The sequence below is a fragment of the Actinoplanes sp. NPDC051346 genome, assembly GCF_040682215.1.
Classification (GTDB): domain Bacteria; phylum Actinomycetota; class Actinomycetes; order Mycobacteriales; family Micromonosporaceae; genus Actinoplanes.
The window spans coordinates 67,084-82,172 of record NZ_JBFBAJ010000010.1 but is presented as its reverse complement, the minus strand read 5'-3'; the positions used below and the strand labels follow the sequence as shown (position 1 = coordinate 82,172).

16 protein-coding genes are annotated in these 15,089 nt (G+C 70.7%); 9 read left to right on the top strand and 7 right to left on the bottom strand.

Annotated features, from left to right (window positions below):
* Positions 1 to 54: 54 nt before the first annotated feature.
* Entirely contained in the window at positions 55 to 663 is a 609-nt protein-coding gene (locus AB0M36_RS24360) for a TetR/AcrR family transcriptional regulator (RefSeq protein WP_364161215.1), read from the bottom strand.
* Between the two features lie 103 nt (positions 664 to 766).
* Between AB0M36_RS24360 and AB0M36_RS24355 the strand changes: the two genes are divergently transcribed.
* The 3 genes from AB0M36_RS24355 to AB0M36_RS24345 all read left to right on the top strand — a co-directional run bounded on the left by AB0M36_RS24355 (position 767) and on the right by AB0M36_RS24345 (position 3,562).
* Positions 767 to 1,858 (top strand): Zn-dependent alcohol dehydrogenase, encoded by a 1,092-nt coding sequence (locus AB0M36_RS24355; protein ID WP_364161213.1) that lies wholly within the window; start codon positions 767 to 769, stop codon positions 1,856 to 1,858.
* 7 nt (positions 1,859 to 1,865) lie between these two features.
* Entirely contained in the window at positions 1,866 to 2,927 is a 1,062-nt protein-coding gene (locus tag AB0M36_RS24350; RefSeq protein ID WP_364161211.1) for an LLM class F420-dependent oxidoreductase, read from the top strand.
* A gap of 230 nt (positions 2,928 to 3,157) precedes the next feature.
* Positions 3,158 to 3,562, top strand: a complete 405-nt coding sequence (locus AB0M36_RS24345) for a DUF6855 family protein (RefSeq protein WP_364161209.1) — start codon at positions 3,158 to 3,160, stop codon at positions 3,560 to 3,562.
* 34 nt (positions 3,563 to 3,596) lie between these two features.
* Here AB0M36_RS24345 and AB0M36_RS24340 read toward each other — a convergent pair whose 3' ends face one another.
* A complete protein-coding gene (locus tag AB0M36_RS24340) occupies positions 3,597 to 4,004 on the bottom strand; it encodes an NADAR family protein (RefSeq protein WP_364161207.1) in 408 nt (135 codons plus the stop codon).
* A 222-nt stretch (positions 4,005 to 4,226) separates the two neighbouring features.
* Positions 4,227 to 4,799, bottom strand: a complete 573-nt coding sequence (locus AB0M36_RS24335) for an AAA family ATPase (RefSeq protein ID WP_364161205.1) — start codon at positions 4,797 to 4,799, stop codon at positions 4,227 to 4,229.
* A 198-nt stretch (positions 4,800 to 4,997) separates the two neighbouring features.
* Between AB0M36_RS24335 and AB0M36_RS24330 the strand changes: the two genes are divergently transcribed.
* The 5 genes from AB0M36_RS24330 (at position 4,998) to AB0M36_RS24310 (ending at position 8,329) form a co-directional block, all read left to right on the top strand.
* A complete protein-coding gene (locus AB0M36_RS24330; RefSeq protein ID WP_364161203.1) occupies positions 4,998 to 5,483 on the top strand; it encodes a hypothetical protein in 486 nt (161 codons plus the stop codon).
* Between the two features lie 128 nt (positions 5,484 to 5,611).
* Positions 5,612 to 6,307: a hypothetical protein gene (locus AB0M36_RS24325; protein WP_364161201.1), complete on the top strand. Its 696-nt coding sequence runs from the start codon at positions 5,612 to 5,614 to the stop codon at positions 6,305 to 6,307.
* Between the two features lie 58 nt (positions 6,308 to 6,365).
* A complete protein-coding gene (locus AB0M36_RS24320) occupies positions 6,366 to 6,716 on the top strand; it encodes a PadR family transcriptional regulator (protein WP_364161199.1) in 351 nt (116 codons plus the stop codon).
* Positions 6,713 to 7,771, top strand: coding sequence for a hypothetical protein (locus tag AB0M36_RS24315; RefSeq protein WP_364161197.1), 1,059 nt, complete (start codon positions 6,713 to 6,715; stop codon positions 7,769 to 7,771). Before AB0M36_RS24320 ends, AB0M36_RS24315 begins: the two co-directional genes overlap by 4 nt.
* Positions 7,772 to 7,939: 168 nt before the next feature.
* Complete coding sequence (locus AB0M36_RS24310; RefSeq protein ID WP_364161195.1) at positions 7,940 to 8,329, top strand: VOC family protein; 390 nt, start codon at positions 7,940 to 7,942, stop codon at positions 8,327 to 8,329.
* A gap of 15 nt (positions 8,330 to 8,344) precedes the next feature.
* On the opposite strand, the gene AB0M36_RS24305 is transcribed toward AB0M36_RS24310, so the two are convergent.
* The 4 genes from AB0M36_RS24305 to AB0M36_RS24290 are packed head-to-tail and all read right to left on the bottom strand — an operon-like array spanning position 8,345 to position 12,202.
* Complete coding sequence (locus tag AB0M36_RS24305) at positions 8,345 to 9,385, bottom strand: hypothetical protein (RefSeq protein ID WP_364161193.1); 1,041 nt, start codon at positions 9,383 to 9,385, stop codon at positions 8,345 to 8,347.
* Complete coding sequence (locus AB0M36_RS24300; RefSeq protein ID WP_364161191.1) at positions 9,382 to 11,295, bottom strand: hypothetical protein; 1,914 nt, start codon at positions 11,293 to 11,295, stop codon at positions 9,382 to 9,384. Before AB0M36_RS24300 ends, AB0M36_RS24305 begins: the two co-directional genes overlap by 4 nt.
* Entirely contained in the window at positions 11,292 to 11,477 is a 186-nt protein-coding gene (locus tag AB0M36_RS24295) for a hypothetical protein (RefSeq protein WP_364161189.1), read from the bottom strand. Before AB0M36_RS24295 ends, AB0M36_RS24300 begins: the two co-directional genes overlap by 4 nt.
* A gap of 50 nt (positions 11,478 to 11,527) precedes the next feature.
* A complete protein-coding gene (locus AB0M36_RS24290) occupies positions 11,528 to 12,202 on the bottom strand; it encodes a LysM domain-containing protein (protein WP_364161187.1) in 675 nt (224 codons plus the stop codon).
* 79 nt (positions 12,203 to 12,281) lie between these two features.
* Between AB0M36_RS24290 and AB0M36_RS24285 the strand changes: the two genes are divergently transcribed.
* A complete protein-coding gene (locus tag AB0M36_RS24285) occupies positions 12,282 to 15,056 on the top strand; it encodes a LuxR C-terminal-related transcriptional regulator (protein WP_364161185.1) in 2,775 nt (924 codons plus the stop codon).
* Positions 15,057 to 15,089 lie beyond the last annotated feature (33 nt).

Genomic DNA, 15,089 nt, shown 5'->3' with positions numbered 1-15,089 from the left:
TTGCTTGGTAGCGTAACAGGGAGGGACGCGATCGGTGGTGATCACTTTCGATGCTTAGGGGTGCGTGGTGATTCCGTCGAAGAGCAGGCGTAGGAGGCCGTCGGCGATCTGGTCGCTGTTCCAGCCCGATCCCTGTCCCTGCCGCCAGAAGGTGGGAATCCAGAGGATGTCGCGCAGCAGCCGATAGGTCAGGCGGGCGTCCAGGTCGGCGCGGAACTGCCCGGTCTCCTTGCCCCGCTCGAGCTGCCGCACCCAGGTCTTCTCGATCTCCTTCATCGCCTTGCGCAGGTATGCGAACCGCGGCTGGCCGCTGAAATAGCTCCAGTCGTTCTCCAGCATGGCGAGGGCGGCCCGGTGCCGATTCAGCGTCGCGGCGCTGGAGCGGACGATCGACTCGATCGCGGCACGCGGGTCGTCGGTCTCGCTCACCGCGGCGCGGTAGCCGACGAGCACGTCGTCGAGGAACGCGCTCAGGATCTCGTCGCCGATCGACTCCTTGGAGTCGAAGTGGTGGTAGAGGCTGCCGGAGAGGATGCCGGCCGCGTCGGCGATCTCGCGGACCGTGGTGGCCCGGAAGCCCTTTTCGGCGAAGAGGTCGCCGGCGAGCTGGATCAGATGCGCGCGGCGCTCCGAGGGCAGCGCGGCCTTCTTGGAGGTCGTCACCTGGGTCATTATGGCGACCATGGGTCGCGGTTGCCCAATCGCTTGCTCGGTCGGGTGTCGCCCGTTAGCGTAGAACGCGTTCTACTTTTCTCCAGGAGGCGTGATGCGGGCGGCTGTTCTCCACGGGATCGGCGACGAGAAGTTCGACATCCGCGACGACGTGACCGTGCTCGGGCCCGGCCCCGGCGAAGTGCGGATCCGGGTACGGGCGGCGGGCGTCTGCCACTCCGACCTGTCGGCCCGCGACGGGCGCCTGCCCCAGCCGGTGCCGGCGGTGCTCGGGCACGAGGCGGCCGGCGACGTGGTCGAGGTCGGCGTGGGGATCGAGGACCTGGCGCCCGGTGACCGGGTGACCGTGAACTGGCTACCGGCCTGCGGCACCTGTTCCTACTGCCGCCGCGGCGAGCCACACCTGTGCATGACCCACGTGATGGCCGGATACGCCGCGCCGCGCTTCATGGTCGGCGACACCCCGGCCTTCGCGATGGCCGGCTGCGGCGCGTTCGCGAGTGAGATCGTCGTGCCCCGCTCGGGCGCCGTGAAGATCGCTTCGGATGTTCCGTACGAGGTGGCAGCCCTGGTCGGCTGCGGGGTGATGACCGGGGTGGGCGCGGTCGTCAACACGGCCGCCGTCCGCCCGGGAGACACGGTGGTGATCATCGGCTGCGGTGGCGTGGGCATCGCGGCCATCCAGGGCGCCCGGCTCGCCGGCGCGGCCCTGATCGTCGCGGCCGACACCGTGCCGGCCAAGCACGACGTGGCACGGCGGTTCGGCGCGACCCACGCGGTCACCCCGGACCAGCTCAGTGACCTGTCCGTCGAGCTCACCGGAGGCGAGGGCTTCGATTACGCGTTCGACGTCGTGGCCGTGCCGCAGACCTTGCGAACCGCGTGGAGCGCGGCACGCCGGGGCGGCACCGTGGTCGTCGTCGGCGCCGGAAGCGCCGAGCACCAGGTCGAGTTCACCCCGTTCGAGCTGCTGTTCGAAGGCAAGCGCATCATCCCGTCGCTGTACGGCTCCGCCGACCCGCCGCGCGACTTCGACCGCCTCCTCGCCCTCTGGCGCGCCGGCCGGCTCGACATCGAGGGAATGGTGAGCCACCGGCTGCAGCTCGACCAGCTCGACGACGCTCTCGACTCGCTCGGCCGTGGCGACGTGATCCGACAGGTGATCGTCCACGACACGGACCTCTGAGCCCGGCATGCGCCTGGGAATCCAGCTCGGCTACAGCGGCGAGGGCTTCGCCGCCGCCGTCGAGGAGGTCGTCGAGTACGAGGCCGCCGGCGCGGAGATCGTCGTCGTGCCGGAGGCGTACAGTTTCGACGCGGTCAGCCAGCTCGGCTACCTCGCGGCCCGGACCAGGCGGATGACCCTCGCCTCCGGGGTCATGCAGCTCTACACCCGCACCCCGACGCTCACCGCCATGACCGCGGCCGGCATCGACTACGTCTCCGGCGGCCGTTTCTCGCTCGGCCTGGGCGCCTCCGGCCCGCAGGTCGTCGAGGGCTTCCACGGGGTCGCCTACGACGCGCCGCTCGCCCGTACCCGGGAGGTGGTGGAGATCTGCCGACGCGTCTGGCGTCGGGAAACGCTGGTCTTCGAGGGAGAGAAATACCGGATTCCGTTGCCAACGGAGCAGGGGACCGGCCTCGGTAAGCCGCTCAAGCTGATCAACCGGCCGGTGCGGGACCGCATCCCGATTCTGCTGGCCGCGATGGGTCCGCGCAACGTCGCCCTGGCCGCCGAGATCGCCGAGGGCTGGCAGGCACTCTTCCTCGCCCCACGCGCCGCTGCCAAGGTCTTCGGCGAGCCACTCGCCGAGGGCCTAGCACGGCGTTCCCCCGAGTTGGGCCCGCTCGACGTGATGGTCCCCGTCCCGTTCGCCGTGGCCGAACCCACGCCGGCCCTGCTCGAACGCCACCGCGCGCAGCTCGCGCTCTACATCGGCGGGATGGGAGCCCGCGGCCGGAACTTCTCGAACGACCTCGTCCGCCGCTACGGCTATCCGGGAGAGGCCGAGCGTATCCAGGAGCTTTTCCTCAGCGGCCGCCGGGCCGAAGCGGCCGCCGCCGTGCCCGACGACCTGATCCGGGACACCGCGTTGGTCGCCCCGGCCGGCGAGCTCCGCAACCGGGTGGCCGAGTTCGCCGCGGCCGGGGTCACCACCCTGCTGGTGTCCCCGCTCGCGCCGACCCGGGCCGAGCGGGTCAAGGACGTCGCCGAACTCCGGCGCCTCCTCGACGAGCCGAACGCCCCGAGCTGATCGCCACTGCGTACCCGGGCTCATGGAAGGGCTCCCCGGGACCGGTCGCGGCGACCGCCGGCGTGTTCGCCGCACCAACGTCGACGACATCATCGGGCGTCACCGGCCTGGGATGAGGGCTGGCTTCCAGGTCGTCGCTCGCGCCGTCCACCGATCGTGGGGCAGGCGGCGGAATCGCGGATCGGCGCCGGCCGCAACGGCATGATGGGCGGGACGCGAGGGGGCGGACGATGACTGATGGCGGCTCGGCCGAGGATCCTTGGCAGCTGAGGACCCCGCCCGGCAAGGGTGAGTATCTGATGTGGCGCGACGAGCGGGCCGACCCGCCCGCGCTGGTCTGCCAGGTCGGCGCCACCCAGCTGAGATACCACCTGCGCGCCGTCGAGGACCTGCACGCCATGCTCGTGGCACACGGCGACTGGATGCCGCTCGGCGGTGCCGACGAACAGAAACCCGCCGCCGACGGCACGGTCGAGGCCTGGGCCCGCGCCGCGGACAACCCGGTCGGCGGATGGTACGGCCTGCGCAAGGGCTACCGCGGCCGCTTCGGCCACTACCTGCCGCCACTGCTCGAGAAGCTGGGACTGGCCGAGGTCACACACGACGCCCGCAACAACCGGATGCGCGCGATCTGACCGACACCACCGTTGCGGCAGCCCGACTAGTCACCTAGGTCGGATCGCCGTGTAGCGCCTCGCGGATCGACTCCAGGTCGTGAATACGGGTGGGCGGCTGGCCGCGACCGGTGCCGTGCCACAGCTCCGCCGTCCCGGTCGCCAACAGCACCGCGCGTAGGGGGTCGTGCCGGCTGAACTTGGCGTACATCGCGTCGCGCATCACCGCACTCTTGCGCTCGTCCCACCGGCGCAACTGGGCGTCGTCCAGCACCACGAGCTTGCGGTGTCTGCGCGCCGCCAAGCCATCGCCGCGGGCCAGCTCTGTGCCGCTCTCCAACGAGAACCGCTCGGCCACTTCCGGATCCACCAGCGCGATCTTCGCCGCCTGGAACGCGTGCTCGACCGTGCGATAGGTGCGCGCGCCCAGCGTGATTTCCGCGGGCCAGAAGTTCGACAGCATCCGTCGCCAGTGCCGCTCACCGGCCAGAGCGGCATAAGCGGGCCGTGTCAGCGACCCGCTCGTGAACCCCTCGCCCAGGGGGCATGTCGGCCGAGCCGGAGAAGAAGTAGAGGCGATCCGTCGTCATGCCGGCACACTACGGCTCGGGTACGACAAATCCGCCGCCGCGGACGCGTCGAGTTGGCCGCAGGAGTGGGCCCCGGCGCGATCGTCGGGTCTTCGTCAGCCGCGCTCGGTCTGCTGGAGCGGTCCCCGCAGCCAGCGCTCCGCGGCTGCGTGGCCGGACAGGCGGACGATGGAGAGTTCCGGACGCCTAGCCACGAGCTGTTCGATACGCACCGCTGTCCGGGAATGGGTGTTCCACGCCCATCGCACGATGTGCTCCGGGTCGGTGAGCACGGTGCGCAGCGGCGGTTCGACATTGCCGTTCCAGAGCTGTTGGCGTCGCAGACGGCGGACGAGGGTACGCCGGATCAACTGGCGCATGACGGTCTTCCTCGGCAGGTCCAGCCACACCAGCAGGTCGGCGAGGTCGGCGAGGTGTGCGCGGACCGCCCGGTACTGCCACTCGGTCACCCAGGAGGGCGCTGCGCTGAACAGCCGTACGTCTTCCTCAAAGGAGGGGCGTTTCGTCCAGGACGGCCCATGGTAGAGGCTGTCGAGCTCCACATGCGGGACCCGCAGCGAGGCGGCGATCCGCGAGGCGAGGGTCGTCTTCCCGGAGCCGGAGGTGCCGGCAACCAGCACCCGCCGGGGTCTGCGGGGGAGGAGATCACCGGGACCCAGCAGGGGCATGACGATCAGGGTAGTGGCCCGGATGTCGGTGCGATGGCTCCGCGAGGTGTTCGCCGAGGCCGAAGTGCGCCATGAGGACTTGCCCTGGTACTGCCGGAGCGAAGCCGCAGATCAGGTGACAATCGGTGGATGAGTGAGGCCACGCAGCACGACCAGTCGGCTGCCCACAGCAACGGGCTCCCGGTATGGCGACGGATCTTGCTCATCGCGGTGCGGGTGGTGATCGGCTGCGGCAGCGTCTTCCTCGGCTTGTATTTGGGCACCAGGAGCGCTTTCGAGTACGCGGCGCGGTGGAACGTGCTGCTTTGCGCTGGAGTAGTGATCATCGGTGGGGTGATCGTGCTGGCGCGGGTGAGGCAACGGCTGCCCCCGAGCCGTAAGCACTGGATCGCTGGCACGGCGGTCGCTGTGATCGGGCTGCTCGTCAGCGCTTTCACCCCCGTGTCGCAGACCTGTTGCGAGACGGTGTGGATCATCAGCCTGGGACTGCCGCTGCCGTGGACGACCGGCCACGGCGACACCTGGGCGCAAGCGTTCGACGAGGCTTGGCGCGGCACCTCGGTCTCGGAGCCGGTGTCCGCGATCGCGAACGTGATCTTCTGGGGATATGCGGGAATGATCGCCACGTTAGGGCTTGGTGTAAATCGGAGAGCGAAGCACCGCAGCGTCGACGCCCGGCCGTAACCTTCTCGGCCCTGGCGCGGGCTACGGCCTCAGGCTTCCAGTCGGTGGAGAGGCTTCCGTACTCTTCGTCATCGATTTCGACGGCCTCCCGCGCGAACGAATTTGCCAGCGTAGGTGAGAATCCCGCCATGTCATACGACCTAGCCGTCTGGGAAGGCGAGCGGCCGGAGAGCGACCTCGCCGCTGCGACCGAGTTTGAGCGTCTGCGCCACCGATACCTCGAATCGGACGAACCTGTCACGCCCACCGCGCGCGTAGCCGCATACGTGACGGCTCTGCTGGAGCGGTTCCCGGACATCGACACGGATGCCGGCGGCGACAGTCCTTGGTCGACCGGATCGCTGATGGAATCGGCGCGCGGGCCGCTGGTGTACTTCCCGATGGTGTGGAGCCGATCCGCCGATGTCTCGGCGTGGGCGGCCAACCTGGCCGATGAGCACCAACTGCACTGTTACGACCCGCAGCTGGAGCAGCTGCGAACGCCATGTGGCAGGCCTTGGCGGTTCGAGCTCACATCAGCAGGAGGTTCGTCGTATCGCGATCCGGATCCCGATCTCGTCCGCAGAGTGGTGACGCGGCTGTCCGGGGACGACTTCTTCGCCGTGCTCATCCGGTCCGACGATTGGTACGTCCAGGTCGGATACGGAGAACGGGCGGGCACACGGCCCGGCTGGTATGCGCTCGAGCGCCAGGACGGTACGCCCGACGAGCACTACCGGGCGGAAGTCACGAACAGCGAGGAAGTCGTCCGAGCCTTCGAGGGTTTCCTGCGGGACGACCCCGACCTCCCGCGCCGGTTCCCTTGGCAGCACTACGCCCTGTGAGGCCGACCGCACCATAGTACGGTTGACGATATGTATCGGCGGGCGTAGGTTGTCGATCATGCAAGAGCCGACTTTTCTGATCCTCACCGCGCTGGCCGCGGAGCCGTTGCACGGTTACGGGCTCATCCGGGCCGTGGCCGACCTGTCGGACGGTGACGTTCGACTGCGCGCCGGAACGCTCTACGGCGCCCTTGACCGCCTTGCCGAGCAGGGCCTCATCGAGATTGAACGCACCGAGGAAGTCGAGGGGCGGTTGCGGCGCTACTACCGGCTCACCGACGGCGGCGCCGCGGCACTCACCGAGCAGAGCGCTCGGCTGCGGCGGAACGCCGCGGCGGCCGAGACGCAACTGCGGCGCCGGCTGGCTCCGGGCATGTCGTTCAGCGCCATGGTGGAGGCGGCCGCATGACCCCGGCTTCCTGGTCCACGTCGAACACGTCCCTCGAGAGCTGGTACCGCCGGCTGCTGCTGGCCTACCCCGGCCACTACCGGCGGCAGCACGGCGCCGAGATCCTCACCACTCTGATGGAGACGACCGAGCCGGGTCGTCAACGCCCGCACCGCGCCGAGATGAAGGACCTGCTTCTCGGCGGCCTGCGCCAACGGTTCCGGTTGCCGAGCGGACGACCGGCGGCTCTGCTGGCCGCGGTGCTCGCGACGCTGGCGTTCGGCGCGTTCGGGGCGGCGGCCGGGTCGTGGCTGGGTGAGCGCACCTTCACCGCCTTGCCGTCGACAGCTGAGGTGGACCGGCTCTCGGACGTCATCGCCGGAGAGCTCGAAGGAGCGCCGAACAAGCTGACCGCCGGCCCGGTGCTGTCGTCCTCGACGGCCGAGATCGTCGGAGGCGCCACCGGCGCGATCACCACGCCCGGCTGGACCATGGAGCAGGCCCTGGCGCGGGTCACCAAGCAGGGATGGGAGATACGCTCCAGCAAGCCGGCCGTGGCCACAGATATCGGCTGCACCGGCGAGTACGTCGCCGAGCGCACCAACGGCCTCGTTCTGCAGGTCGACGAATGCCGCAGTGCGGACGGCGTCGTCGTCAAGACGTTGATCTTCGCCGCGCGGAGCAGCGCCTACCTGCCGTTGACCGTGGCTGGGGCGATCGTCGGCACCCTCCTCGGATGGCTGCTGGCCGCCGGTGTCTCGTACCGTATGCGGAATCTGTCGTCCCCGCGCCGTGCGGTGATCACCCTCCTGACCGGGGCGGGTCTGGCCGCCGCCGCGCTGCCGGTGGTCGCCTTCGCCGCGAACACCCGGCTGCTGCTGAGCCACCTCGACGAGCCGAACGGCCGCGTGTACGTCCTGCACGCACCGCTCAAGCCGGTCTGGTACTTCAGCTTCGGCCCCCACCACATGATCGCGGTAGCGGCCTGCGCCTCGCTGCTGTGCGCGCTCGCGGCGGTAGCGCTCAGCCGTGGACGGGCGACCGCGCACGCGGATCGGGCAACTCTGGTCGGCTGACTGCCGGCTCGCTCGACGGCCGGACCGGCGCCGGTCCGGCCGTCGAGCGCCGTGGTCACCGAGGCGGGTGATTCGCCCGCGTCTGGCGGATTGTTGACGCAAGTGATTGCGCACCGTACGCGAGGCGTGACAGGGTCGGTGGACCACCTGTGCAGAAAGCTGACCGCCATGTCTCTTGCCGCCGTCGCTGTCACCGTGATCCTGCCCGTCACCCGGCCCGACGTGGCCCAGACCTTCTACAGCGACGTCCTCGGACTTCCCTTCCGCGGCAAGGCGGCGGACGGCAACCTGCTGTTCGACATCGGCTCCGGTGCGACGCTGGCCCTGATGGAGAAGCCGGCCGGCGCCCAGGCCGAGCACACGGCGATGAGCTTCGAGGTCTCCGACATCGTGGCGTCGATCAAGGACCTGGAAAGCCGGGGCGCGGTGTTCGCCGACTACGATCTGCCCGGGCTCAAGACCGTGGACCACGTCTGTGTGCTGGGCTCCGAGAAGGCCGCCTGGTTCGAGGACCCCGACGGCAACATCCTCTGCCTGCACGAGGTGATCCCCGCCTGACGCCCGAGGCGGGCGCTACCCGCTTTCCTGTGCCAGCGGCGGGATCCAGTGGTACTCCACGAAGTACCAGAAGTCCGTGGCGTTCGGGTCGGCTCGCAGGACGCGCGCCTGGCTTTCGTACCCGACGATTGCCTCGCGTTCGGTCCGGAACCGCTTTTCGATCTCCACCGACCGTACCCGCGGCGGCAGCGGCACCGGTACGGCTACTTTCAGCTGCGCACACCTCAGCGCTACCAGAACACCCTGGTCGGGATGCTCCCGGCGGTAGTCGGCCTGCTCCGCGGCGACTCGGGCGACCGCTTCCCGGCCCGTCTCGGCCCACCTCCACTGCGCCAACTGCTCGCTGACGGCCGGCACGAGGAACGCCGCCACGCCCAGGGCGGCGCCACCGACGGTGGGCGGTGCGGTCAACGCCCTCGGCGCCCGGCCGACGATGCCCCGCTCGCGCAGTGCGCGGCTGACGGGGGCGGGATCCCCGAAATGCAGAACCTCCCGCACCACGTTCGCCGGCGGCGGCAGTCCGTTGCGGGCGTTGCGGGCCGCCGCGTCCACGGCCGCGCGCGCCTCGGCGATGCGCGGCGCGCGGTCGAACCAGGGCTGGCTCAGGCGGTCCCGCAGGCGCTCGATGTTGATCTGCCAGTTCTTGTCGATCGCGGTGGCCTCCTTCACGACACCGGGCGACGACTTCTCCTCGGGGATGCGCAGCTCGAACGGCCCGTCGAGGGGGACGGCGACCCCGTCGAAGCCGCGTTCGTTCCACCGGTGCCCCTGCGGGGAACTGCCGCTCGGTCCGGTGAGGAAGACCCACCCGGCCGAGGCGGGGAACCGATGGAATCCCATCTCCTGCTCGCTGGCCCGGGCGCCCGCCTCGTAGCTGTTGACGGGGAACGGCACCCACCGGCCGGCGTTCGCGTCGAAGTAGGCGGACGGCTCGGGCGGCCGGCCGGGTAGCGGCCGCCGGCCCGCCGCCGGGCCGAGCAGCGCGGCGTCGGTGCCGTCCAGCGCCCGGTCGGTCAGCAGGGCCGGTGCTGCCTGCGACGCGTCCCGCCGAGTCATCGGACGTCCTTCGGGTCGGCGGCGGCCGAGCTGGTGACCAACGCCAGGCTCTCGGTCTCCGGCGCCGGGTAGACGTCCGTGAACACCGCCGCCGCCGCGGCGTCGGTGCGGGTCACCACGTCGACCGCGAGCTGGTCCCTGGCCAGCGCCACGCGCTGACGTTCGTTGTCCAGCCGGCGCGCCTCCAAGGCCTCTTCCTGCAATCCGGCGGAGTAGCTGTCGAGGGCCTCACCGGTGCCGAGCAGCGCCTCGCACATCAGACCGTCGAAACGGGTGACCGTCTTGGCCGCGGCGAGAATGACGCCGGGAACCACGAACTGGCTGCCGGTGGCCGGGTCGACGTACGTGGAAATCTTGTTTCTGGGCACCCGCAGGTAGCTGCCGTTCGGTAGCGGGGCACCGGACGCGTCCACGAGGGTGCGCTCCTCCACCATCCGGTGCGGCTCGTCCTGGTAGTCGAAGACGTTGGCGAGGATCTCCACGATGGTCCGGCGCACCTCCTCCCGGTGCTCCTCCTTCAGGACCGTCCGCAGCAGGCCGTCGAGCTGCGACAACGTCGCCTCGCGGTAGGTGAAGGCGACGGTCTCCCCGTCGTCTGCCTTGACCGTGTCGCCGCGCAGGTAACCGACCCGCACGTCGACGAGGGACAACACGGTGTGGCACTCCTGCAGGGTCTCGTAGAAGACCACGTTCATCGTACGGCTGACGTTGATGTTCTCGATCTGGCTCTCACTGCTGAACTCCTCGCTCTCTTCCCGCTTCATCTCGCGAGTGGTCTTGACCTCCTGCTCACGTTTGGCCGACGCCTTCGCCGCGTGTTTCTGCACGGCGGTGGTGATGTTCTTGGCCAGTTCCTCGCGCGAGGCGTTGGTCGCCGCGGTGGCTCCGCCGCTGACGCTGGCGCTGGCGAACCCCCACTGGGCGCCGATCTTCGCCTCGATGTTCCAGCTGGAGTTCTCCTGCACCGCGTGCTTGTTCGACTGCTCCGCGGTCAGCGTGTTCTCGAAGTCGGCCTGACTCTCCTCGGTGTGCGAGTCGAGGATGCTCGACGACGCCACGCTGGACTCGCTGCTGCGCCGGAAGCTCTTGACCACCACCTTGACCTTGTCGCCCGGCCCGAGGGGCAGCACCTTGCACGGCCGGCCGCGCCCGTGCGCACCGGCGAGGATGGAAAGCCGGCACTTCTCCACCAGGAACAGCCGCTCCATCACCGGCGGGCGCACCGCAGCGGCGACGGTGTCGACGTGGACGGTGTCCTCCTGGCTGAGCTGGGCGGCGTCCACGGCGCGCGCCACGATGACATGCCGGCCGAGACCGGCGAGCGTGGCATCGGCGGCCCACCGGTTCCACGACCCGTCCACCTGCCGGACCTTCACCGGCGTGCCATCCACGGTGACCTCGACCGCCGCCACACCCTGTCCGGCGTCGGCGGAGGTGCCGGTGATCGAGACCGGCACACGGCCGTCGGCGGCCACCAGAGTCGAGTCGCGGATCGGCGTCAGCACCGCCACCGACGGCGGGTCGGTGTCCGGTGGCGGCTTGTCCGGTCCGGCCGGTCGCTGCCGCAACGCGGTCGTGATGTCCAGCGTCCGCTCCCGGTAGACCCTGCCGGCGACGATCGCCTGGACGGTGACCCGCACGGCGCCGGCGGTGGTCCACAGCGTCGACGCGGACCATGACGTCGTGCCGGTCGCGGTTACCGGGTCAGCGTCGCCGAAGCGTACGTCGACACGCTCGATCGAGCCGGTGCCCGCGACCACCTGGGCGGTGCCGGCCAGCGTCACGGTCACTCCGTTCCACGGCCCCTCGAACCGGTGGGCGGCGGCCGGCTCGGTGATCCGTAGTTCGACCACCAGCGGTTGGTGCGGTTCGCTGGGCGGATCGGCGGTGTCCCAGTTCGGATCCCTCATGACTGCTCTTCCTTCTTCTCGGCACCGGCACCGGCGGCGGTGGCGATGAACCACGACGTCGGCAGGCGGAGCTCGATGATGTTCTGGCCGCTGTAGGTCTGCTGCGGCACGTTGCCGCTCAGCTGCGGGTTGCCGGCGGCGGATGCCGTCGCGTCGCGGGCGTCGCGCTTCGATCGGGGCATGGTGTGTCATCTCCCGTACGTGGTATGGGCCGTTCGGCCGCGTCGTCGCCTCAGGCGAGCTTCAGCACCTGGCCCTGGCGGATGTGGTCCGGATCGGTGATGGCGTTCAACCGGCACAACGTGTTGACCGTGGTCTTGTACCGGCGCGCGATGGCGCCCAACGTCTCGCCCGCGGCGACCCGGTGGGTCGTCGGCCGGGGCCGTGGCCGTCCGCCCCACCGCTGTTGCCACGTCGTCAGCGACTCCGCGCGCAGGATGGACAGCACCGCCTCGATCGCCCGTTCATCGTTGACGAAGGCCCGGCGCACGCTGATGTGGATGTGCCACAGGTGCGACCGGTCGGAGCTGGCCGCCCGGGACCGGACGAAGTCCCAGCCCTCGACGCTGTGATCCCAGTCGGTGTTGCCGTAGAACTCGCGCATCGCGTAGGTGCGGGGGTCCCGCAGGCGACCGGCGTCGAGCAGCCGCTTGCTGTATTTCGCGATGGTGGCGTACCGGCCGTCCTGGGCGTCGGGGAAGGTCCAGTCGATGGCGGCGGCCTCGTCGCCCGGCCCCCGGCGGTCGCGGGGGAGTCGGATCGAATAGTCCCGCCAGAGCCGCCGGGCCTTCAACCGGTCGCGGGTGTTGTGATACCCGGGCTTGTCGGCATAGATGCCGCCCAGCCGGGACGCGGGTTCGAGCTGATCCAGCCCGCGCCACAGCTTCTTCTCGATCAGGGTAGCCACGGCACTGTTCCTTCCTCGTTGTAGTGGATGAATAACAGTCTGTGACGGCGTCGGCGTCGTTGGATCAGGGAGATCCCTAGTGCGCGTGGAGATGAGCCCGATGGGCGACGAGCTGGTGGTTCGCGGAGACGAGATCACCGTGGTGGAGCAGTTGGTGGACCGGGCGGTCACCGGCCCGAGCGCGGCACTGCTGCTCCTGGGAGAGCCCGGGGTCGGTAAGACGACGCTGCTCGACGACCTGGCAAGCCGCTCCGCGGGACGCCTGCGGGTCCTGCGGTGCACGGGGGTGCAGGCCGAAGCGGAACTGGCGCACTCCGGGCTCAGCGAGATCGTGTACCCCCTCCGGCACCTGCTCGACCGGCTGCCGGATCGATACCGGGACGCGGCCCGCGGCGTACTGGGGATAGCCGCGCCGGAGGTCGTCGACCGCCTCACGATCGGCGCCGCCACCCTCACGTTGCTCGCCGAGGCCGCCGAACTGGAGCCGCTGCTCGTACTCGTCGACGACGCCCACTGGATCGACGGGGTCAGCGCCGCCGCCCTGCTGTTCGCGGCCCGCCGACTGCGAGCCGAACGGATCGCGATGGTCTTCGCCGTCCGTACCGGCGCGCGAAGCATCTTCCACGATGCCGGCCTGGACACGCTCACGGTGCAGGGACTGGATCGCGGGCAGGTGGCGGTGCTGGCCCGGCACCTGCTGGGCGCGGAGGTCCCCGACCACGTCACCGACCGGCTGTGGCACCAGACCGCCGGGAACCCGTTGGCAGTGACGGAGATCTGCCGGTACGCGAACAGCGTGGGCGACCTCGCGGACCTGACGCCGCTGCCGGTCGGTGAACGGCTCGCCGCGAGCTACCGGAACACCCTCAACGCGCTGGCCGACGAGGCCCGGCTGGCGGTCACCGTCGCCGCGGCCAGCTTCACCGACGAGCTCGCCGTCGTGGTATCGGCGCTGCGGCACCTGGGCTGTGGAGAGGATGCCGTAGCGCTGGCCGAGGGGGCCGCCGTCCTCGTCCGGAGGGAAGGCCGGCTGCGGTTCCGTCACCCGCTGCTGCGTTCGGTGGCGTACCACGACACGGCACCGGCGGCGCGGTGCGCCGCGCATCGCGCGCTCGCCCAGGCACTGGCCCCGGAGACCGACTTCGTCCATCGTGGCCAACGCGCCTGGCACCTGGCCGCGGCCGCCTCGACGCGGGACGCCGCGGCCTCCGCCGCCCTCGCGGACATCGCGCGGGAGAGCCAGCAGCGGGGGAGTCTGTCGGCGGCGGCGAGCGCGTACGAACGTGCCGCCGCCGTGGCACCGCGGGTGGCGGACGCTGCCCGGCTGCTCACCGCGGCGGCGGCGGCCAGAGTTCTCGCGGGCGAGGGCGACCCCGCCGACGAACTCCTCGACCGGGCCGCGGCCGCCACCGACGACCCCGCCGTACTCATGGAAATCGACCAGCTGCGCGGGCAGCTGGCGCTCGTCCGGCAGCCGCCGCGCCAACTTCATGACCAGTTCGTCGCGGCGGCAACCCAGCTGGCCACGCAGGCACCCGCACAGGCCGCCACGTTGCTCATCGCGGCCACGGGTGCCGCCTGCATGGGCGGCGAGGTGATCCTGGCGCAGCGCACCGCCGACCGGGCACGCGCGGCCACGGCCGCGCTTGGCGGCCCGGTCGCCGGCGCCGCCGCCGTCCTGCAGGCTCAGGCTCGGATGCTGGCCGGGCGGTCCGAGCAGGCGCGGGAGGCCCTGGCTTCCTGCCGGGAGTTCCTGGCCACCGCCGACCCGATCGACGTCGGCACCGAGGTGTTCTCGTTCGCGGCGATGTCGCTGATGTGGCTGGAGGACCACGACAGCGCCCGGGCGTTGCTCGCCTACGCCACCGACCGGGTCCGGGCGGCCGGCGCCCTGGAACGGATGCCGCTGCTGCTCGGCGTCGCCAGCGAACTCCAGCTGCGTACCGGCCGCTGGAACGAGGCGTACGTGACGGCCTCCCAGGCCACCGCGATCGGCCGAGAGCTGCACATCCGGCTGCCCACCGCGTACGCGATCAGCACGATGGCGCGCATCGACGCCGCTCGCGGAAACCGCCGCGAATGCGCCAACGCCGTCGGGGAGATCCGGCACCTGCTGCACGACCTCGGGGCGGAACTCGTTGCGCCGTACGCTGATCTGGCTGCCGGCATGGCCGACCTCAGCGACGGAACAGCCCGGGACGCTGCCGGGCGCCTGCAGCGGACCGCCCGCCATCTCACGACGATCGGCGTCCGGGAGCCCACCGTCCTGCAGCACCACCCCGACCTGGTCGACGCGCTCCTGGCCGCCGGTGACCGGCCCGGCGCCGAGTCGGCCGCCGCCGAACTGCACGACTGGCTCAGGGACGCCCCGTCGAACTGGGGACGGGCCGTCGCGATGCGCTGCACCGCCATCCTGGCCGCCCCGGCCGACGCCGACGAATACCATCTCGAGGCGTTGCGGCTGCACGAGAAACTGACGGATCCGTTCGCCCAGGCCAGGATGCACCTGGCGTACGGGGTGCACCTGCGTCGCACCCGCCGCCGCCGGCCCGCCAGGGACCACCTCCAGGCGGCGCTGGACGCCTTCGAGACGCTGCACGCCGGCCCGTGGCAGGACCGGACCCGCCACGAGCTGCGCGCCACCGGCGTGGGCACCAGCCGGCGCGCCGGGCACACCGCCGAGCTGACCGCCCAGGAGAACCAGATCGCCCTGGCGGTAGCGGAAGGACACAGCAACCGGGAGGTCGCCGCCGCCCTGTTCCTGTCGGTCAAGACCATCGAGTACCACCTCGGCCACATCTACGCGAAACTCGGCATCACCTCGCGGGTGGAGCTGGTCCGCCGACTGTCCTGACTCGAAAATGGATCGACGGGGCGATGGGCGTCC